The sequence below is a fragment of the Chloroflexota bacterium genome, assembly GCA_018829775.1.
Classification (GTDB): domain Bacteria; phylum Chloroflexota; class Dehalococcoidia; order Dehalococcoidales; family RBG-16-60-22; genus E44-bin89.
Genome location: JAHJTL010000025.1, coordinates 1 through 18915, shown reverse-complemented (window position 1 = coordinate 18915; position 18915 = coordinate 1). Strand labels below are relative to the sequence as shown.

The window sequence follows — 18915 nt, the reverse complement described above, 5'->3', positions numbered from 1 at the left end:
TTCGTCAAGGTTTGTAGAATCCATTTTTTGTACCTTCTTCAGTCACCCGTAAATTCCATCTCTGCTGAACAGAATAACATCTATGGATATCAATAATGAATCCCACTTTAGTAATACCAAGGTTAAGTACTTTAGCTTACTGTTCGCTTCGGATGGACAAGGCTCAAGAATTGGTTTATACTCCTACTAAAAACAGTAGGAGGAAGGGCAAATGTCAGAAAGCATATTTCTTGAAGTTATCATCTTTTGTGTTAACTTAATAAGGAGGTTCATTATGAACGTATTTGTTAATTGGTGGAGGAATAAGGGAAGGAAATACATTGAGTTGGGTATTAGCCATGATAGATTTCAAATTGAAGCTCACTTTGATGGCAGAATCCCGCATCTTACTTTACGTTGGAGAATCAAAAATGTGAGTCCTATAGATGTAGAAATTACCAGAATATCTGGCGAATTATACATAGGTGCTTGGCGAATAGGGTCATTTGATTCAAATAATTTTCCCGAAAGTCATACTGGCTATAGTTGGAACCCGCTAGTAGCTGTTGGCAGAAAGAGCCTTAAGAAAAAAGGGGATTATTCTGAAATCTGCATTACCTTTTTCCCTTCTTTAGAGTTATGGCTTATGGATACATATTCTTGCAACCTCTATAATGCCTTTGTGGAATTAAGAGGCATTGGTGTGACTGCTGTAACTAAAATTGTAGAAGATAGCTTGGACATTAAAAATGCTGAACAGATTGCGACTCAATATCGGGATAGCCTTAGAAATAGATTATCCAAGATATGCAAAGGAGGTTAGCTATGAGTGAAACCGAACTAATTAAGGAAATAGCCAAGATGTTTGAAAAGCCACCAGTAGCCCATTTAGCGGAAGTTACCTATACTCAGACAATCACTATAACCTGCAAGCATTGTGGCTCTAAAAATGTGGTTAAATACGGGACAAAGGGAGATACCCAATACTATCTGTGCCGTGATTGTAAGCGAACCTTTGCTGGGACTGACGCTCTTCCTGGAATGAAGTATCCACCAGACCAGATAGCAACGGCTGTCAGCTTATTCTATTCAGGACTTTCTATTGATGCTATCCGTAGGGAGTTAGATAGCATCTACCACGTCTACCCTTCCGACTCCACCGTTTATGAGTGGATAATCAAATATACAAAGGGTGCCGTAAATGATGCTAATCTCTCCAATATCAAAGTAGGCTCAGTTTGGATAGCTGATGAGACTGTGATTAAATTAGACCAAGATGTGAATGTCTGGTTTTGGGATATAATTGATGACCAGACCCGCTTCCTTTTGGCTTCTCACATGTCCTTCACCCGCACAACAAAGGATGCTGAAGCATTGATGCAAAAAGCCCTAGACCGAGCTGGTAAAGTGCCTCGAATCGTTTACACTGACAAACTAAGAGCCTATCTCGATGGAATCGAGCTTGTTTTCGGCGCAGATACGAAACATAAACAGGGAAGTCCTTTTGATATAGGGAATAGTAATAACCTTATTGAGAGATTTCACGGCACTCTTAAAGCTAGAACAAAGGTTATGCGTGGTATGCGCAACAAAGAGACAGCAAAGCTGATAATGGACGGCTGGCTGATAAACTACAACTTTTTCAGACCTCATGAAGCCATTGGGAATAGGACACCCGCCGAAGTTGCTAAGGCTGATTACCCTTACAAGAACTGGAAAGATGTAGTGATGCAAGGCACGGTGAGAAAATGAGTCATCAATCTAGACAGAACAGAACCAACTTTAGTATTGTCTATTAATCTTAATAAATGTTGGAAATATGATATTACGTAGCTATGAGGGGTTGATTATAAGTCAAATTCAAACACGCAAAACACCATGTAGGCACGCTTAAATGAACAAAGGGGCGACAGCAAATGGAGAAGATGTTCTGAATAATTTCGACGGCGCTCCCAGTGACCCGACGACAACTGAGCCGATAGAAAGGCCGGGTGAACCCGAGGTCGCTGTAGACCAAAAAGTGATAACCTTGACTCCAGAAGAACCAATAGCTGCTATTATTGTCACAAATAGGTGGGCACTCTAGGCTTCTTTAGAGTTGCCATAGGATTAACCTCAACCATTATAGAAGTCGCTTCTTCGATGTCATCCACAATGAAGGCTATGTGGTTAATGCCTTCACCGTGGCTCTCCACCCATTCCCCGTGGACGGACTTTCCTGAAACAGGTTGAATTAACTCAATCCCTATTGGCCCCATCGTTGTTGCTTTTACTATATTCTTGACATCAGCAGCGACAGGCTTGCCATACATCTGCCTGTCTATATGAACTAAATTCGATGGTTCAAATGGCCCTATACCCAGAGCTTGAAAATATTCAACAGCCTTGTCCATGTTCTTAACCATCACCCCCATGTGATGGAACTTTGATAGCAGCTCTCCTCTTGTTTCCCCCTTCATGTTGATAGCCCAGCAGCATGCAATCATCCTCGAGATAGGGCGAGAGAGCTAGTCCATTACTATACCGCCATCGATGTTTATCGTCTGGCCGGTGATGTTTTTGGCGTCCTCCGAGGCCAAAAAAACGGCAGCGCGGCCGATATCCTCAGCGGTCTGTTCTCTGCCGAGCGGCACCAGTCTTTTCACGTATTCTTGAAAGATTTCCTCGGGTGCCTTCAACTCTTGATAACGGGGTACTTTCTGCCAGAGTATTGTGGCGCCTACCTTCCAGGCCGGGGTATAAATGAGCCCGGGGCAGATGCAGTTGACATTGATGTTATCTTTGGCTAACTCCTTGGCCAGCGCCCAAGTGAAGGTTATTATCGCTCCTTTCATAGAGCTATAGGGCATTCGATGGGGGTCGCCAGTTTTCCCAGCGATTGAGGAGATATTTATGATTTTGCCGCTTTTTGTGCTTTCATGTGTGGTGCGACCGCCCTGCACATGTATACTTGCGACTTAAGATTGACCTCATAGGCACCATCCCAATCATCGTCGGTAAGGTCGAGGATACTAAAACCTCTTTTACTGACCGCCCCGCCCCCTACACCGACCTCGCTACGGCCGCCGCCGACGTTATTGACCAGTATGTCTATCTTGCCGAAGATATTTAGGGTGCCCTGAACCAGTTGCTGCACCTCGTGGAATTGTGTAACATCAGCTTGGACGGGCAGAACTTTTCGGCCCATTGCCCGGATCTTTTCAGCAGTCTTCTCCACCTCAATCGGGCTTCGTGAGCAGAGAGTCAGGTCAGCTCCCTCCTCGGCGAAACAATAGGCAATCCCCTGCCCGATTCCCCTGCCGGCCCCGGTTATAATGGCTACTTTGCCCTCGAGCTTCACCTCGGCACCTCCTTCATCTATAAGAACAGGAAGTCCGTTATCTTGCTTATATTCTCAGTAGCGATACAATCGCATCTCAGGCGCCACTCTATAATTGATTTACTCAGTCATTGCGCTTTCGAGTCGTGCTCTTTTTACCTTGTAATTCCGATAATCCCAGTAAATCACGTGCTTCAGCCGGTGTAGCTATCGTTCGCCCAAGGTCCATACCTATTCTAGCTATTCTGGTAACGTATTCGGCGTTGCTCTTGGCAAGAACCCCTCTGCTGTAATATATATTATCCTCAAAACCGACCCGGGCATGGCCACCAAGAAGAATTGACTGGACTACGGCTGGTGTCTCATCAGCACCGACGGCAAGAGTCATGAACATCGAATCTGGAGGAAGCTGGTCAACAAGATGCATCAGAGTCCTCGGCGTATAGGGGGTCGCATTCTGTGCGGTCCTTTGCATTCCCAGCGGAAAGTCAATCCAGTAAGGTTTGGCGATGGGGTAATTTTCAATAAGATATTTGACCTCCACGGCTAAACTGCCCAATCCGCCATGCAGTTCAAACTCGGGTTTTATATCTCTCTCCAGCAGTGCCTTTATCATTCTCTCGGTAAAGGAACGCGTCCAGGGCCGGATTTGTTCACTTCCTGCGCGCATAAAGACAGCAACCCCAACGTTGAAGGATACCAGTTCCGGGCTAGCTTCAAGGACTCTAAATCCATCCTCAACACTCGCTCCCTCTTCACGTCCCGGAGAGGTGCTGAATTCCAGAACTATGTCACATCCCTTCTCCTTTATCAGGTGGGTGATTTCGCGAAAAACCTCGGGGTCGGTAGTGGCCATGCCTTCGTTATTGCGGGCGTGAATATGGGCCAGAGAAGCGCCTTCATTCCAGGCACGATATACTTCTTCGGCGATTTCCTCGGGGCTGGTCGGTATGTTGGGGTTTGCCTCTTTGCCTAGAAAACTGCCGCAGGGAGCAACGCATACAATAAGTTTATCGGTAACTATCATGGTTTCCTCCTTACAGAATAATTAATACTATTGACCACTATTATATTCGTCAATATGTATTATTGTCTGCCCCTGCCACCGGAAGGTATATCTGAAGAAACGGCAGGAGTTCTTTATTCCGTCCACCATGGTGGGCCATTCGGAACAGTTCCCGAACTTCTGTTTGAGAAGAATCAACTTATTCCGGCTCTGCAACAGTTACTTATCTCCTATGTTAGTCCTGATTGCAAGAACTCTTTTTCAAGGTAAAACGTCATTTCTTGGAAAGGGGCTCATGTAGGAATTTCTAGAAGTTAGTTCGTTTTGGCTCTGATGCAATTGCTTTAACCTGTAAAGTGGGTCATCATAATATCGTACGTCTCCAAGTCTGATGTCTTCGGGACGATAAAATATTTGCTTTCTATAATTGCACTTGCGGTTGGCCTGCGTATATCTATCATATTGATGCGGTTTATTAAAGATGAACCAGAAATATCCAAAATCATCCTCAACTCTGCGACAAAGCGACTGATAAGTTCTTTTGTTTTTTAATTTGATAGCCCGCCATCTAAGATAGAATATTGCATGTTGAAGATGCATTGATAGCAGATGGCAAGTATAGAGTAGAGCTAATTCGCTGGAATAATGATTGTAAATTATGGATAAACCGCCTGGTGTTATTTCTGTAATCCTACGTGTTGACACTAGGCTTATGCTGTCACTCGTAGAATGTGAGAAATTGCTTAGAAAATTATAATGTACGAGAACTCTAGTTGATAACTTCTTGTTCAAGATTCCATTCAGACATAGGTTGTCTAGAATTTTATCAAAAGTTAAGAAATACTTATAAATTAGTCCATAATCCTCCCTCAAATTTATTTTCATCTTTTTTGAGAAAGCTGCCCATTCACCAGTGAGAAATCGGAGAGTCGGAATTCTGTCCTGAAGACCATCACGTCTTAGATGATATTCAACTGGACGAAAATCATGCCAAGCTTGATAATAATAAGGTACTATGATACCTGTATCCTGACCTTGACTGTCAACAACAGGTATCCCACGAAGTATCGCAACAAGAGTATTTTTATCTTCCATGTATGTTCTAACCAGACGATTACCAAACACTCTTTGAACTTCTTGGGCAGTCCTATTTCTTGCATGTTCTAAACTTGGGTCATGCTGTCCTCTTTTGATTTTTATTCGGAATGGATACTTGTCACACGTGCTTACCAATCTGAGGACAAAGTATGCTTCATATACCATACGTATCAAATGAAAGGTATCTCTGTAATATCCTCTGACTGCATTTTCCTTTACGTTTTGGAGAGAAAGGGTTTGTATACGAATAAAGTTTAGAATTTCCACATCCTCCATGTAGGATGTTTCTCCCCATTCAACATCATCAGGTAATCTTTTAATGGCTGCAATCAACTCTTCAATCAGATTTATTAGGCGTTCGTGCTCTGTTTGTGTTACGGTTTGAATGTCTGTTCCAGTAACCACGAAAATTATTCCTTATGCCAAGTTATTATTATCTCTGCACTAACACCGGAATTCTATCCCTTGCAGTAGTGGGTGTCAATAAATTAGTTAGCCTTGGTAATACAATTACCAACGAACAAGGTTGGAAACATAAATATTAAAAAGAAGAACAGGAAACTGAAGCTAAATTGTGGTAATATTATTACCTTTATGGTGGAGCTGGGGGGATTCGAACCCCCGACCTTTTGACTGCCAGTCAAACGCTCTCCCAATTGAGCTACAGCCCCGCGTTTACGTGTATAATTTATCATAAAGCAGGTCGGTTGGCAACTGCAGTAATACACTCATTTATTTTGTGCGGTATATCTCCCGTAATGATTGTTTTTCGGAAGCAAATAGGCTACAATCACAAATAAAATTTACGCTTTTGGGCAAGAGGTGAAGACAATGATGAAGAGAATCCTTACTCTGGTTGTAATTATCCTTCTGGTGACGCTCGCTGTAATTTCATGTGGTGAGAAGGCACCCGAACAAGCACCGGCGCCAGAGGCGAAACCGAAAACCTATTCATCACCGCCTTCGATGACTATCGATACCAGTAAGCAGTATACGGCGATTATTGAGACAGAAAAGGGGAATATGGTAGCAGAACTATTCGCCAAAGATGTACCGATGACGGTTAATAACTTCGTCTTTCTGGCCCGGGAAGGATTTTATGATGGCTCCACATTTCACCGGGTTATACCGGGCTTTATGGCCCAGGGTGGTGACCCAACAGGTACTGGAATGGGTGGCGCCGGCTATAAATTTGATGACGAATTTACCGCACACAAACACGATGCCGGAGTGCTCTCCATGGCCAATAGCGGATCGAATACCAACAGCGCCCAATTCTTCATCACGTTTGCACCGCAGCACGGACTTGATGGCAAGCACACCGTTTTTGGTCAGTTAATTGAGGGGATGAATGTCCTCGAGCAGCTGACGCCCAGAGACCCGAACCAGAATCCGCAATTCAAAGGCGATACCATACTGCGGATAACCATTGAAGAAAGCTGATTAAATTGGTGCCCCGAGCATCCTGAGCAGGCCACGTAGCCCCCAGTAGCCAGCATAGGCGACGGTCATACCCTTGATTATCTTGCCAACACAGGTAATCAAGATGTACCTCTTGGCACCGAAACGCAGTGCCCCAGCGGCCAAAGCCGCCGGGTAAAAAAAGGGGTTAAGTACCGCCGCCAGCACGAAGAGGATGAGCCAACCTCTTCGTTCCATAAGTCGCACGAGTTTTTCGTAGGCGGCCTGCAGTCTGCCTTGCGTGCGGTGGTAAATTGCCGAGCCGCCGCCGTAGCCGGTCATGTATATAGTGAGTGCCCCCACCGTTTCGCCCAGACCATTGGCAATGCCAACCAGCCAGGTGTGCTCCATTACCCTGCCCAGGGCGAAGATGACTGCCAGCATGGGCACCGGGACGATAATCGTTGCCCCGCCGAGAATACTGATAAGGAAAGCACCAACATATCCATATGCCCCAAGGCCCCTCACCCACTCCCAGTAATAAACAACAGCCACCGCCATGAGTAGTGTGGCTGCGATACCGAAGAGACCCAGGAGATAGGCTGTCTTAGCGGAGGGCTTCTTTTCTGGTTCCTGTTCGGACATGCTCTCCTATTCTACATTAACTTTTGCCTAATGGCAATACTAGGGGAGATACGCGTGTTCGATTGCTCAGACAGCGACCCTGGCCGAAGCCTTGGCGACGAAGGTCAAACCTTCGTCGCCAAGATCAACTTTTACAGTTTCACCCTCCTTGAATTCTCCTCTGAGCAGTCTGGTGGACAGAGGGTTTTCCACGTGGCGTTCGATAACCCGTCGTAAAGGTCTGGCACCGAAGACCGGGTCATAGCCTTCCCTGGCCAGCCATGTTTTGGCCTTTTCGGTGAGTTCAATGTTCAGCTTTCGCTCTGCCAGGCGCTGCTGCAGGTCTCTGACCATCAGGTCGACGATATGCCTAATCTGCTCTTCAGTAAGCTCGTGGAAGACGATTATCTCATCGAGGCGGTTGAGGAATTCGGGGCGGAAGGTCCTCTTTACCTCGGCCATCACCTTTTCCTTCATCGCCTCATATCGCTGCGTTTCTGCTTTGGTTTCTTCTTTACGGGGAGCAAAGCCGAGCGATGATTCACGCTTGATGTGTTCCACACCGGCGTTGCTGGTCATGATGATGACGCAGTTTTTAAAGTCGACCGTCCTGCCGTGGCCATCGGTCAAGCGCCCGTCGTCCAGAAGCTGGAGCAGACTATTAAAGACCTCGGGATGCGCTTTCTCGACCTCATCCAGGAGGATAACCCGGTAGGGACGCCTCCTGATAGCCTCGGTTAGCTGGCCACCTTCCTCGTAGCCAACATAACCTGGAGGGGCACCGATGAGCCGGGACACGGCGTGCCGCTCCTGGTACTCTGACATATCCAGGCGCACCATGGCGTTCTCGTCGTCGAAGAGGAACCAGGCAAGGGTGCGGGCCAGCTCGGTCTTGCCGACACCGGTCGGCCCGAGAAAGACGAAACTGCCGATGGGCCGCCTGGGGTCTTTCAGCCCGACACGACTGCGGCGAATGGCTTCGGAGACGGCCGTGACCGCCTCCTCCTGGTTAATCAACCGCTCGTGGAGTCTCTCTTCCATGTGGAGCAGTTTTTCCGCCTCGCCCTCCAGCATCTGGGAAACGGGAATGCCGGTCCAGCTGGAGATGAGCTGGGCGATATGTTCCTCGTTCACCGTCTCGCTGATTTTTTCCTGCTTGAGCCACTCATTCTTAGCCTGGTTATATTCTTTTTCCAGTTTAAGCCTTTCCGTCTTGAGCTGTGCCGCCTGCTGGAAGTCCTGTCGCTGCGAGGCGGCTTCCTCCTCATTGGTCAGCTGGTTCAACCGCTGTTCCAGTGAGCGGATTTCCGGGGTAGCACTTTCGGTGTCGATGCGTATCTTGCTCGCCGCCTCATCGATGAGGTCGATTGCCTTGTCCGGCAGGTGCCGGTCGGCGATATAACGCTGGCTGAGGCGGGCGGCGGCCTCCAGGGCCTCATCGGAGATTTCTATCTTGTGGTGCGCTTCGTATCGTGGCCTCAAGCCTTTCAAAATCTCTATGGTAGCGTCAACCGTTGGTTCATCCAGATATACTGGCTGCAGACGCCGCTCCAGCGCCTTGTCTTTTTCAATGAACTTGCGGTACTCGTCAATGGTGGTGGCACCAACGCATTGCAGTTCGCCGTGGGCCAGGGCCGGTTTGAGCATATTGCTGGCATCAATGGCACCCTCGGCGGCACCGGCACCGACTACCGTGTGAATCTCATCGATGAAAAGGATGACCTCACCCCGGGCCTGGCGGACCTCGTCCATGACCGCCTTGAGACGCTCCTCAAACTCGCCGCGGAACTTGCTGCCCGCCACCAGAGCACCCATATCAAGGGCGACAACGCGCCGGCCCTTGAGGGAATCGGGGACATCATCGGCAGCGATTTTCTGGGCCAGTCCTTCGGCGATGGCGGTCTTGCCCACGCCGGCTTCGCCAACGACCACCGGATTGTTCTTGGTGCGCCGGGTGAGTATCTGCATCACTCGCTTGATTTCAACCTCACGGCCAATGACCGGGTCGAGTTTCCCCTGTCGGGCGAACTCGGTGAGGTCGCGACCGTACTTCTGCAGCGAGCGGTAACGGCTCTCCGCTCTGGTATCGGTTACCCGGTGCCCGCCGCGAAGTTGCTGCAGGACGCCGTAGACCTTTTCCTGGTCCACACCGACCCCTTTCAGAATGGAGGCGGCTTCGCCCCCTTCGGCGATAATGGCGATGAGGAGATGCTCGGTGCTGATATACTCGTCTTTCAGTCGATTCGCCTCCTCATCGGCCATCTGGCCGACACGGTTAATTCGGGGAGTAGGGTAAATTTGCGTAGCCTCATAGGCTACTCCGGGTGTCCTGCTCAAGGCCCCTTCCAGCTGCTGCTTGACCGCTTCAACGTCGATTTTCAGTTCTCTTAAAATATCGCCTACCAGCCCACGCTCCTGCTGCAGCAGTGCCAGCAAAAGATGTTCCACATCCCACTGGCTGTGTTGAAACTGGCGGACAAGCTCCTGGGAAGCTGCCAGTGCGTCCAATGCCAGTTCTGTAAATCTCTCCTGCCTCATCGCTTATTCACCTCCCAGCCTTTTTACCTCGGATTCCAACTTTTCCATTTCGTTCTGCATCTCGCCCATCCGCTGTACCAGGCGTAGGATGACCTCCACGCCGGCCAGGTTAACTCCCATATCCTCAACCAGCGTCTTGACCCGGCGGAGCAGGTCGATGTCTCTGTCCGAGTAGAGCCTGATGTTGCCCTGCGAGCGTTTCGGCCCTATCAGGCCAATCCGTTCGTAGTAGCGCAGCGTGTAAGTGTGTGTGCCCAGAATCCGGGCGGCAACGCTGATTACATATCTCGGTTCTTCATTTCGTTCCATACAAACTCACCTCCTCTCAGCTGCGAAGTTCGCCCAGCTGTTGAAAAAGTTCCTTTTCTTTGTCCGATAACTTCGTGGGCAGAACGACGTTTACTTTAGCGAACATGTCGCCCCGGGACGAATTGCCAAGGTGGGGAATTCCCTGTCCGGCAAGGCGGAAAGAACGCCCGTTCTGCGTCTCGGGAGGAATCTTCAGTGCCAGCTTCCCCTTCATGGTGGGCACCTGCACCTCCCCGCCCAGCACCGCAACCATAAGCGGCACCGGGACTTCCACGTACAGGTCATCATTTCTCCGCTCGAATTGACGATGCGGCCTCACCGATACTATCAAATAAAGGTCGCCACTGGCGCCGCCGTTATAGCCTGGCGTGCCTCTGCCAGCGACGCGCACCCGCGAGCCGGTCTTTACGCCGGCGGGTATCTTGACTTCAAGTCGCTTCATGCGGGGCACCCTTCCGGCGCCCCGGCAGGTTGAGCAGGCTGCATTCTGCATCAGGCCAGTGCCCTTGCAGGTAGGGCAGGGCTCTTCCGACTGGAGGCTGATGGTCCGGCTGGTCCCGTGAAACGCTTCCTCAAGCGTTACCTCCACAGGAGTCTCAAGGTTCCGACCCCGCATCGGTCGGGTGCGCTGCGTGTAAGTGCGCGTACGCCCACCGCCGAACAGTAAATCATCGAACAGGCTTCCCAGGTCCTCGCCGCCGAACTGAAAGCTGGTTGCCCCGCCGGCTTCGCCAAAATCCCGGAATGGCGTCTGCTGGTGCTTTGCCTGCTCGAACTGGTCAGCATACTGCCACTGGTCCCCGTACTTATCGTATTTCTTCCGGCTCTCCTTGCTGGAAAGGACCTCATAGGCCTCGTTGATTTCTTTGAACTTGGCCTCAGACGACTTGTCGCTGGGGTTAACGTCAGGATGATACTGACGGGCCAGCCGGCGATACGCCTGCTTTATCTCCTGCTCGCTGGCATTGCGACTGACTCCCAACATTCCATAATAATCTTTCTTGGCCATGGCTGAGTAATACCTCTAAATAGATTGTATATCATAATATCAGTAAAATCAATAATGTAATATAAAATAAGTTAATAAATTGATATTAACTTTGGTATATCTTAATGGGTGAATGGGATTTGGGAAAGACGGTTGAATGTATCGTACCAAAGGCGAGGTGCTGGTCAGGACCTCTCGGCCTGAGTAAAGATATTCAGGAATTGAGCTAATATCCGGGCTGTCGCCCCCCAGATTACCCTGCCCTTATAGTTGTATCGGTAGACGGTGAACGTTTCGCTGCCTCTTAATTCCTGACGCGAGCGGCCAATGTTCATCAGTGTTGTGATGGGGGCTTCAATTATTTCCTCGGTCTCGTGGCCATCAACCTTGAACTCATATGGCCAGGGGATGAAGGCCAGAAACGGGGTGATTCTGTAGTTGGTCTTGGCGCTGACCACGTCATCCAGCTCGCCAAGAACCTCAACATCATCGGGTTTCAGGTTTATTTCCTCGAAACTCTCACGCAGGGCGGTGTTGAGCAGGGTGCCATCGTGGTCTTCATACACTCCGCCGGGAAACGATATCTCGCCCTTGTGCTTTTCCACCCATTCCGTGCGCTTGATGAAAAGGATATGGTACTGACCGTCTCTCTCGTAGATGGGCACCAGCACGGCAGCGGATACTCGTTTCGGGTCAACGATGCGCTGTTTTTTTCTTTGAGAGAATATTTGCTTCAGTTTTTCCTTCACTGTTTTAATATTATCGTTATTTGGCCATCAAGACAAATCACAACTTCTTGAGCTATACTACGACTAACCAAGAAATGAAAAACAGTTTCCGTTTACTAAAGACCTGCAATAATGCCCGGGCAGGAGAGCTGAAAACACCCCACGGCGCGGTGCCGACCCCGGCCTTCCTGCCGGTGGGCAGCCAGGGAACTATAAAGACGCTGACCCCGGAAGAAGTCAAGGACATTGGCTACCGCATGGTGCTGGCCAATACCTATCACCTTTACCTCCGGCCGGGAATCGAGGCGGTGGAAAGGCTGGGTGGTTTACATAAATTCATGGCCTGGGACGGTGCCATCCTGACCGACAGCGGCGGCTACCAGATATTCAGCCTGGCCCCGCTCTGCAAGGTCAGTGAAGAAGGGGTGACCTTCCGCTCCCATATTGACGGCAGCGAGCATTTTTTTACCCCCGAGCTGGCCATTGAGTACCAGGAGAAGCTGGGCGCAGATATTATTATGGTGCTGGACGTGTGCTCGGCTTATGGTGATAGCTTTGAGAAAGTGCAGCGGGCTATGGAAATCACTCATAAGTGGGCGGAGAGGTGTTACAAAGCGCACCGGCGCCCCGAGCAGGCGCTGTATGCCATCGTGCAGGGCGGCGTCTTTCCCGAGCTAAGGCGCCGGTCAGCCGAATTCCTTACCGCTCTTGATTTTGCCGGGTATGCCATCGGCGGCCTGAGCGTCGGCGAACCCAAGAAGATCACCTTTGAGATGGTGGAGGCGACAGCGTCGCTATTGCCGGAAGATAAACCGAGATATCTTATGGGCGTAGGCTCTCCCGAGGATATAATTGAAGGGGTGGTGCGGGGCATCGATATCTTTGACAGTGCCCTGCCCACGCGTGTAGCGCGCAACGGCGCCCTTTTCACCTGGGAGGGGCGCCGCAATATCAGAAATGCCACCTTCAGCCGGATGGGCCAGCCCATCGTATCTGGCTGTCGCTGCTACACCTGCCGCACCTTTTCCACAGCGTACCTGCAACACCTTTTCAAATGTGAGGAACTACTGTCATATCGGCTGGCGACGATTCACAACCTGCACTTCATTCATAATTTGATGGAGAAAGTACGGAGCGCGATAATTGACGGCACCTTTCCCGGCTTTCGGGAGGAATTCTGGTCGCGCTACCGGCCCACCGATGAAGGGACCCGGGTCAGCCAGAAGCAGAAGTGGCTGGAATCAAAAGGGCGCAAACTTGACAGCAGAAGTGCATCACACTAATATTACTGTGGTAATTGCTTGGCACTCTTATCTAAGAACAATCCAGTTAATAAAAGGAGGTTATTGATGGCTTTAGACGAAAAGCAGATGGAGCAGATAGCCAAGGAAATTCTCCAGGCGCAGAGGACGGCAAAACCGATCACCAATCTTACCGACCGATTTCCCGATGTAACCGTTGCCGATGCCTATGATATTCAGATGAAACTGGTTCAGGAGAGGCTGAAGAGCGGTGAGACGATTGTAGGTCGTAAAATCGGGCTCTGTGCCAAGGCCAACCAGATAATGTTTGGCGTTGATGAGCCTATTTACGGGCACATTTTCGATACCATGGTCGTTCCCGAAGGTGAGCCGGTCTCGCTGAGCACACTTTCAAAGCCGGTGATTGAAGCCGAGATTTGTTTTGTCATGAGGGAGGAATTAAAAGGCCCGGGGGTGGATGTCGGCAAGGTTCTTGCCGCCACCGCCGGCGTATTGCCCGCCTTTGAAATCGCGGGGAATCGCTATAAAGAGCAGAGAAAGAAAGCGCCGGACGGGATTTCCGATGATTCCGGGGCCTGTGGGGTGGTGCTTGGCGGGCAGCTGACACCGGTTCAGGGCATTGACCTGCGACTCATCGGTATGGTGCTGGACAAGGACGGAGAGATTATCGCCACCGGTGCCGGCGCCGCGGTGCTGGGCAATCCGGCTCAGGCGGTCGCCAGTCTGGCCAACAAGCTGGCCGATTACGGTATGAGCATAGGCAAAGGCGAATTCATCATCTCCGGCTCGCTGCATGCTGCGTTTTTCGTTGAAGGACCGTGCAGCTACCGTGCTACATTTGACCGTCTCGGCTCGGTAACGGTGCGCTTTGTAAGCTAACGGCAACCCAGCGGCGTTTATATCAAGCGATACAATAGGGCCAGCGTGAAAACGCTGGCCTGTTGTATAATTACAGTTGCAATAACACTCTTTTTAAATGGAAACAAAGGAGGGCAAGATGGTTAGCAAGCGGACTGAAGAACTCCTGGCTCTGGACCGGAAGCACCTGATACACGGTTTCGCCGTGGTGGGCAGCGAGGACGTATGGCCCATTATCGAGAGGGCAGAAGGGGTGAAATGCTGGGATACCGAGGGGAATTTTTACTACGATGCGGCCTCGCAGCAGACCAGCAATACACTGGGGCACGGGCAGAAAGAAATCATCGATGCCATCTGTGAACAGGCACGAAAGCTGCAGTTTGCTCACCTCCTGGCCAAGCAGTCGAACGTGCCCATTATCGAATATGCCGCGGAGCTGGCCAAAGTTGTGCCGGCGGGAATGGCCCACTTCTTCTTCACCAATGGTGGCACGGAGGCGGTGGAGACGGCCTTCAAGATGGCACGTCTTTACTGGCATGTTCATGGAAGGCCGAAATATAAAATCATCAGCCTGCAAGACGGTTTTCATGGAGCCGGAATGGGCTCGGCAGCGGCGACGCGTGCCGGGAGCGGCGCGTTCTGGACCGGATATGCACCGCTCGCTGCTGGCTTTATCCAGGCGCCTACCTTTTACTGCAACCGGTGTGCCTTCAATTTAAAGTACCCGTCCTGTGATGTTCTCTGTGCACGCTACGTGGGAAAAGTCATCCAGACAGAGGGGGCGGACAGCGTGGCTGCCTATATCGCCGAGCCGGTGATGGGCGCGGCGGGCAACGTAGCCCCGCCACCCGAGTATTTCCCCATCGTGCGGCAGATATGCAATGACCACGACGTGTTCATGGCCTGCGACGAGGTACAGACCGGTCTCGGGAGGACGGGCAAGCTGTGGGGCCAGGAGCACTGGCCGGTAAGCTGGGATATCATGACCGTGGCCAAGGCTATCGATGGCTGCTACCTGCCCTTCGGCGTCACGCTGCTCAGCGACAAGGTTTTTGAAGGGCTGAAGGGCACTATGCTCTGGCACGGCTTCACCCAGCACGGCAATCCTATCTGTGCCGCGGCGGCAGGTGCCGCGCTAAAGATTATTTTCCGGGACAAAATGGTGGAAAATGCGGCAAGGGTCGGGGCCTATGTTCTGGAGCGCCTGAAGCGGGAGTTCATGGACCTGCCCAATGTCAGTGATGCCAGCGGCCTGGGCCTTATGCTTGGGATAGAACTGGTAAAAAACAAAGAAAGCAAATCGCCGTTTGCTGTAGAAACAATGAGGAAATGGGTGCGGAAGGTGCTGGAGAGGGGTCTGTACGTCCGCATGGCGCTGGCCAGGGACTATACCAGGGTGCGTTTCAACCCGCCGATTATAACCACGGAGAAAGAAGCGGACGAAATGCTTGACATACTTTACACCTCAATCGCGGAACTGAAATAGCAGGGGAGGGTAATCAAGCTGCTCGACGAACTGGGCGTGCTCTAGGCAACACTCTGCTCGATCCAATCCAGGTAATCCTGGTTGCCGCCGATGATGGGCAGGGCAATGACTTCAGGCACATCGTAACCGTGAACTTTCCTGACCACTTCGAGGACTTCAGGGAGCAGCGATGACTTGGTCTTGGCGATGAGCAGGTTCTCCCGCGCTGAATCGGGCTTGCCCTCCCACCAGAAATAAGAATCGATTCCGCGCACGATATTGACGCAGGCCACTTTCTTCTTCTCCACAAGCACCCGGGCAATGTGGTCCGCCTCTTCAACGCTGTCACTGGTGATCAGAACAACGATATACCTGGGCTCTTCCATGCGCTCGCCTCAGACGATGGCCAGCATTTTGTCCACCGCTGCCTTGGCTTTGATTCTTATGGCCTCGGTGACTTTTATCTCCGGCCGCATTTCCTCGAGCGACCAGAGGACTTTCTCCAGCGTGATGAGCTTCATATTGGGGCAGACAGCCTGTTCCGTGACCGGGATGAATTTCTTGCTCGGGTTTTCCTTTTTGAGTCGGTGGATGATGCCGATTTCCGTGCCGACAATCATTTCCTGAACGTCATCCCTGCGGGCGTACCGTATCATGCCCCCGGTGCTGGCGACCTCATCCGCCAGGGCGATTACGTCGGGGCGGCACTCAGGGTGGATGACCACCTTCGCCCTGGGGTTTTCCTGTTTGAGCTGTATGATATGCTGGGGCTGAATTCGGACGTGCGTCGGGCAGTAACCCGGCCAGAAGTGAAACTTTTTGTTCGTCTTGGTTGAGACGTAGTGACCCAGGTACTGGTCGGGCACGAACAGCACCTCGTCGTTATCAATGCTTTCCACCACCTTGATGGCGTTGGCCGAGGTACAGCAGATATCGGATTCCGCCTTTACCGCCGCCGTAGAGTTGATATAGCAGACCACGGTGGCATTGGGCAGTTCCTTCTTCTTCTGCCGCAACTGTTCTGCGGTAATCATGTTGGCCATCGGGCAGCCGGCGTGCCGGTCCGGCAGGAGAACCGTCATCTTGGGGCAGAGGATGGCGGCTGTCTCCGCCATGAAGTGGACGCCGCAGAACACAATGACATCGGCCTCCGTTTTGGCCGCATTCTGGCTCAGGCCCAGAGAATCGCCCACGAAGTCAGCGATGTCCTGGACCTCACCAAGCTGATAGTTATGGACCAGGATGACCGCATTCTTTTCCCTCTTCAGTTTCAGAATTTTTTCTACCAATGCACTGGGCTCGGTCATTGCTGTTCCTTGAGCGATATTTCGTCTCCCGGTCTGACTGGTCCTCCTGTCAAAACACGGGCGAAGACACCCTCCTCAGGCATGATGCAGTGGCCAATCTGGCGGCGGATGGCGCAGCCGGTGTGACACTCCTTGCCTATCTGACTTATCTCAAGCAAAACGTCTTTACCCACTGTCAGTCTGGTGCCTATCGGCAGCTTGCACAGGTCCATACCTTCCACGGTGATGTTCTCAGCAAAATCGCCGGGGTGCAACTCCAGTCCCAGGTGGCGCATCTTGTCGATGCTTTCCACAGCAAGCAGGCTCACCTGGCGGTTGGGCAGCAAGCCGGCGTGGGCATCACCGACCAGGCCATGCTCCTCTTTCAGTAGGCCTTCAGCGATAGGCTGTTTTCGGACTCCCTTTTTCTTACTGGTACAGACGGCGACTACTCTAACCATTGGCGGCATACTCCTTCATTTGTTCAGAGACTCTTGATTTGCCTGATGATGTTATTGTACCACCACCAGGCGCATTCCCGCCATTGTAGAACACGATGACCAGTTATTGAGGTCGCAGAATTGAATTATCTGGAGGCTCAGATTAGCTCAATTTTTGCTGGTAGCGTTTTGCGATGTCAATGGCAATGCTGGCCACTTCGACCGCAGTACCGCCCACGGCTACGGAAAGCGGCTCCTTGCCCCAGCCTTCACCTTCGTAGAAGAGCTTCGGTACGCCGCCGGAACTATCCACCAGCTGCCTGAGCTTCCAGGGCATAGAACTCCGGTCCTTTGCCATCACTTCCGCCGGCTCCCTGGTGCGGTCAATCAAGCCAAAGAGAAATCCCTTCTCCGAGCAGTACCCTTTCATAGCCTCAATCACGTCGGCATCGCATTTAAAGTTTATACCGGCGTTTATTTTGGAGTCATACTTCCTCGCTTCGATTATCAGGCGGGCCATATGGTCGGAACCTCCCCAGGTCGGCAGGCCGGAGGCGTAAGGAAATCCCCGCACCACCGTTATCCTGCCGTCAATGGCGGCGACATCTTTACCTGTCCTGGCATCCGGCAGGGCATAGACCAGATTGACTCTGACTTCGGGCATGAGCAGCGCGAACTCGGCGCTTTCCTGGAGCATGGCCATAGCGCGGGCCAGGTTACCCAGTATAATTTCCTCTTGATTTGTGCTCAAAGTTTATCCTCCCAGCGTGCTGAAATAAGCTGCCCAGAACGGGTCCACCTTGACCGGCGTCAGCGTTTCCTTTTTCCCATCCTTGCGGATAAAAATTCTATCTTTTTCCGTCACCTCGCCGATTTCCCAGGCATCAATGTTGTTTTGCTTCAGGTCGTTGATAATCTTTGGCGTATTTTCCGGCGTGGCGGCTATCACCAGTGTGCCCTCGCTGATTGAGATGAGCGGGTCGATATTGAAATAGCGGTGAACGGCCTCAATTTCTTCCGGAATAATGATTTTTTCCTCATAGATGGTTACGCCGGTACCGGAGGCCTCGATGACCTCGTAGACACCGTTGAGCAGGCCACCTTCGGTGGCATCGTGCATGGCGTGGGCGTGGGGGGCTGCCACCAGCGCGTCCTGAACCACAGTCATGGCAGCGAAGTGTTTTTTCGCTTTTTCAACGAGGTCTTGGCCGAATTTATCCACCAGCGCTTTTTCCGCCTGAAGCGCTAGGATACCGGTCGATTCAATGGCCGGGCCCTTGGTGATGATTACACGGTCGCCAACCCTGGCATTGGACGGAGGGGTAAGCTGCTCTTTTTTCCCGATGCCAAACATGGTGCAGCCGCCGTTCAGAGGGTAGCCTATGCCAGGGTATATGCCGGTGTGACCGCCGATGATGGCGATGCCCAGCTTTTCGCATTCCCGGTGGATATCCATCCAGATATCTTCCAGTACCTTGTCCTCGGTGCCCGGTGGCAGCATCAGGCAGATGGTCATGTACCTGGGCGGCACGCCGAGTACGGCAACATCGCTGGCGCAGATATGCACGATTGCCCAGCCGAAGTGTGGCATGAGCACTGGCAAGCCAAAGGTCG

At 51.3% G+C, this 18915-nt stretch carries 21 protein-coding genes and 1 tRNA gene; 6 read left to right on the top strand and 16 right to left on the bottom strand.

The window, feature by feature from the left end; translation table 11 throughout:
- Positions 1 to 274: 274 nt before the first annotated feature.
- Both KKD83_02915 and KKD83_02910 read left to right on the top strand, forming a co-directional pair.
- Positions 275 to 802: a hypothetical protein gene (locus tag KKD83_02915; protein ID MBU2535102.1), complete on the top strand. Its 528-nt coding sequence runs from the start codon at positions 275 to 277 to the stop codon at positions 800 to 802.
- A gap of 2 nt (positions 803 to 804) precedes the next feature.
- A complete protein-coding gene (locus tag KKD83_02910; GenBank protein ID MBU2535101.1) occupies positions 805 to 1731 on the top strand; it encodes a DDE-type integrase/transposase/recombinase in 927 nt (308 codons plus the stop codon).
- A gap of 311 nt (positions 1732 to 2042) precedes the next feature.
- Here the strand turns inward: KKD83_02910 and KKD83_02905 are convergent, their stop codons facing one another.
- From KKD83_02905 to KKD83_02880, 6 genes are all read right to left on the bottom strand, one after another.
- Positions 2043 to 2438, bottom strand: a complete 396-nt coding sequence (locus KKD83_02905; GenBank protein ID MBU2535100.1) for a VOC family protein — start codon at positions 2436 to 2438, stop codon at positions 2043 to 2045.
- Between the two features lie 48 nt (positions 2439 to 2486).
- The gene (locus KKD83_02900) at positions 2487 to 2921 is read right to left on the bottom strand and encodes an SDR family oxidoreductase (GenBank protein ID MBU2535099.1); all 435 of its coding nucleotides are present in this window, start codon (positions 2919 to 2921) and stop codon (positions 2487 to 2489) included.
- Complete coding sequence (locus tag KKD83_02895; protein ID MBU2535098.1) at positions 2870 to 3319, bottom strand: SDR family NAD(P)-dependent oxidoreductase; 450 nt, start codon at positions 3317 to 3319, stop codon at positions 2870 to 2872. The genes KKD83_02900 and KKD83_02895 overlap by 52 nt, the downstream gene beginning before the upstream one ends.
- A gap of 103 nt (positions 3320 to 3422) precedes the next feature.
- Positions 3423 to 4325, bottom strand: a complete 903-nt coding sequence (locus KKD83_02890) for a 3-keto-5-aminohexanoate cleavage protein (protein MBU2535097.1) — start codon at positions 4323 to 4325, stop codon at positions 3423 to 3425.
- 240 nt (positions 4326 to 4565) lie between these two features.
- Positions 4566 to 5807: a hypothetical protein gene (locus tag KKD83_02885; protein ID MBU2535096.1), complete on the bottom strand. Its 1242-nt coding sequence runs from the start codon at positions 5805 to 5807 to the stop codon at positions 4566 to 4568.
- A 190-nt stretch (positions 5808 to 5997) separates the two neighbouring features.
- Positions 5998 to 6073 (bottom strand) — tRNA-Ala (locus tag KKD83_02880).
- Positions 6074 to 6236: 163 nt separating this feature from the next.
- On the opposite strand from KKD83_02880, the gene KKD83_02875 reads away from it, so the two are divergent.
- Positions 6237 to 6845, top strand: coding sequence for a peptidylprolyl isomerase (locus KKD83_02875; GenBank protein ID MBU2535095.1), 609 nt, complete (start codon positions 6237 to 6239; stop codon positions 6843 to 6845).
- On the opposite strand, the gene KKD83_02870 is transcribed toward KKD83_02875, so the two are convergent.
- The 5 genes from KKD83_02870 to KKD83_02850 form a co-directional block, all read right to left on the bottom strand.
- Positions 6846 to 7448: a VTT domain-containing protein gene (locus KKD83_02870; protein ID MBU2535094.1), complete on the bottom strand. Its 603-nt coding sequence runs from the start codon at positions 7446 to 7448 to the stop codon at positions 6846 to 6848.
- 66 nt (positions 7449 to 7514) lie between these two features.
- Positions 7515 to 9965 carry an AAA family ATPase gene (locus KKD83_02865; GenBank protein MBU2535093.1) on the bottom strand — a complete coding sequence of 817 codons (2451 nt, stop codon included), beginning with the start codon at positions 9963 to 9965 and terminating at the stop codon, positions 7515 to 7517.
- A 3-nt stretch (positions 9966 to 9968) separates the two neighbouring features.
- On the bottom strand, positions 9969 to 10274 hold the full coding sequence (locus tag KKD83_02860; GenBank protein MBU2535092.1) for a MerR family transcriptional regulator: 306 nt from the start codon (positions 10272 to 10274) through the stop codon (positions 9969 to 9971).
- 16 nt (positions 10275 to 10290) lie between these two features.
- Positions 10291 to 11283, bottom strand: coding sequence for a DnaJ domain-containing protein (locus KKD83_02855; protein MBU2535091.1), 993 nt, complete (start codon positions 11281 to 11283; stop codon positions 10291 to 10293).
- A gap of 164 nt (positions 11284 to 11447) precedes the next feature.
- A complete protein-coding gene (locus tag KKD83_02850) occupies positions 11448 to 12011 on the bottom strand; it encodes a CoA pyrophosphatase (GenBank protein ID MBU2535090.1) in 564 nt (187 codons plus the stop codon).
- Positions 12012 to 12085: 74 nt separating this feature from the next.
- On the opposite strand from KKD83_02850, the gene tgt reads away from it, so the two are divergent.
- From tgt to KKD83_02835, 3 genes are all read left to right on the top strand, one after another.
- Positions 12086 to 13273: a tRNA guanosine(34) transglycosylase Tgt gene (tgt, locus tag KKD83_02845; GenBank protein MBU2535089.1), complete on the top strand. Its 1188-nt coding sequence runs from the start codon at positions 12086 to 12088 to the stop codon at positions 13271 to 13273.
- A gap of 66 nt (positions 13274 to 13339) precedes the next feature.
- Positions 13340 to 14131 (top strand): 2-keto-4-pentenoate hydratase, encoded by a 792-nt coding sequence (locus KKD83_02840; protein ID MBU2535088.1) that lies wholly within the window; start codon positions 13340 to 13342, stop codon positions 14129 to 14131.
- 118 nt (positions 14132 to 14249) lie between these two features.
- Positions 14250 to 15596, top strand: coding sequence for an aminotransferase class III-fold pyridoxal phosphate-dependent enzyme (locus tag KKD83_02835; protein ID MBU2535087.1), 1347 nt, complete (start codon positions 14250 to 14252; stop codon positions 15594 to 15596).
- Positions 15597 to 15637: 41 nt separating this feature from the next.
- On the opposite strand, the gene KKD83_02830 is transcribed toward KKD83_02835, so the two are convergent.
- The 5 genes from KKD83_02830 to KKD83_02810 all read right to left on the bottom strand — a co-directional run.
- Positions 15638 to 15961, bottom strand: coding sequence for a divalent-cation tolerance protein CutA (locus KKD83_02830; protein MBU2535086.1), 324 nt, complete (start codon positions 15959 to 15961; stop codon positions 15638 to 15640).
- 9 nt (positions 15962 to 15970) lie between these two features.
- Positions 15971 to 16882 (bottom strand): quinolinate synthase NadA, encoded by a 912-nt coding sequence (gene nadA / locus KKD83_02825; GenBank protein ID MBU2535085.1) that lies wholly within the window; start codon positions 16880 to 16882, stop codon positions 15971 to 15973.
- Positions 16879 to 17322, bottom strand: coding sequence for an MOSC domain-containing protein (locus KKD83_02820; protein MBU2535084.1), 444 nt, complete (start codon positions 17320 to 17322; stop codon positions 16879 to 16881). Before KKD83_02820 ends, nadA begins: the two co-directional genes overlap by 4 nt.
- A 142-nt stretch (positions 17323 to 17464) precedes the next feature.
- A complete protein-coding gene (locus KKD83_02815) occupies positions 17465 to 18052 on the bottom strand; it encodes a phosphomethylpyrimidine kinase (GenBank protein MBU2535083.1) in 588 nt (195 codons plus the stop codon).
- A gap of 3 nt (positions 18053 to 18055) precedes the next feature.
- Positions 18056 to 18915 (bottom strand): AIR synthase (locus tag KKD83_02810; protein ID MBU2535082.1); only part of this gene is annotated, 860 nt, incomplete at its 5' end.

Excerpts from the sequence above, each read along its gene's own strand:
- KKD83_02915 (MBU2535102.1), top strand. The coding sequence starts at position 275 with ATGAACGTATTTGTTAATTGGTGGAGGAATAAGGGAAGGAAATACATT.
- KKD83_02910 (MBU2535101.1), top strand. The coding sequence starts at position 805 with ATGAGTGAAACCGAACTAATTAAGGAAATAGCCAAGATGTTTGAAAAG.
- KKD83_02905 (MBU2535100.1), bottom strand. The coding sequence starts at position 2,438 with ATGAAGGGGGAAACAAGAGGAGAGCTGCTATCAAAGTTCCATCACATG.
- KKD83_02890 (MBU2535097.1), bottom strand. The coding sequence starts at position 4,325 with ATGATAGTTACCGATAAACTTATTGTATGCGTTGCTCCCTGCGGCAGT.
- KKD83_02875 (MBU2535095.1), top strand. The coding sequence starts at position 6,237 with ATGAAGAGAATCCTTACTCTGGTTGTAATTATCCTTCTGGTGACGCTC.
- KKD83_02870 (MBU2535094.1), bottom strand. The coding sequence starts at position 7,448 with ATGTCCGAACAGGAACCAGAAAAGAAGCCCTCCGCTAAGACAGCCTAT.
- KKD83_02865 (MBU2535093.1), bottom strand. The coding sequence starts at position 9,965 with ATGAGGCAGGAGAGATTTACAGAACTGGCATTGGACGCACTGGCAGCT.
- KKD83_02860 (MBU2535092.1), bottom strand. The coding sequence starts at position 10,274 with ATGGAACGAAATGAAGAACCGAGATATGTAATCAGCGTTGCCGCCCGG.
- KKD83_02855 (MBU2535091.1), bottom strand. The coding sequence starts at position 11,283 with ATGGCCAAGAAAGATTATTATGGAATGTTGGGAGTCAGTCGCAATGCC.
- tgt (MBU2535089.1), top strand. The coding sequence starts at position 12,086 with ATGAAAAACAGTTTCCGTTTACTAAAGACCTGCAATAATGCCCGGGCA.
- KKD83_02840 (MBU2535088.1), top strand. The coding sequence starts at position 13,340 with ATGGCTTTAGACGAAAAGCAGATGGAGCAGATAGCCAAGGAAATTCTC.
- KKD83_02835 (MBU2535087.1), top strand. The coding sequence starts at position 14,250 with ATGGTTAGCAAGCGGACTGAAGAACTCCTGGCTCTGGACCGGAAGCAC.
- KKD83_02830 (MBU2535086.1), bottom strand. The coding sequence starts at position 15,961 with ATGGAAGAGCCCAGGTATATCGTTGTTCTGATCACCAGTGACAGCGTT.
- nadA (MBU2535085.1), bottom strand. The coding sequence starts at position 16,882 with ATGACCGAGCCCAGTGCATTGGTAGAAAAAATTCTGAAACTGAAGAGG.
- KKD83_02820 (MBU2535084.1), bottom strand. The coding sequence starts at position 17,322 with ATGGTTAGAGTAGTCGCCGTCTGTACCAGTAAGAAAAAGGGAGTCCGA.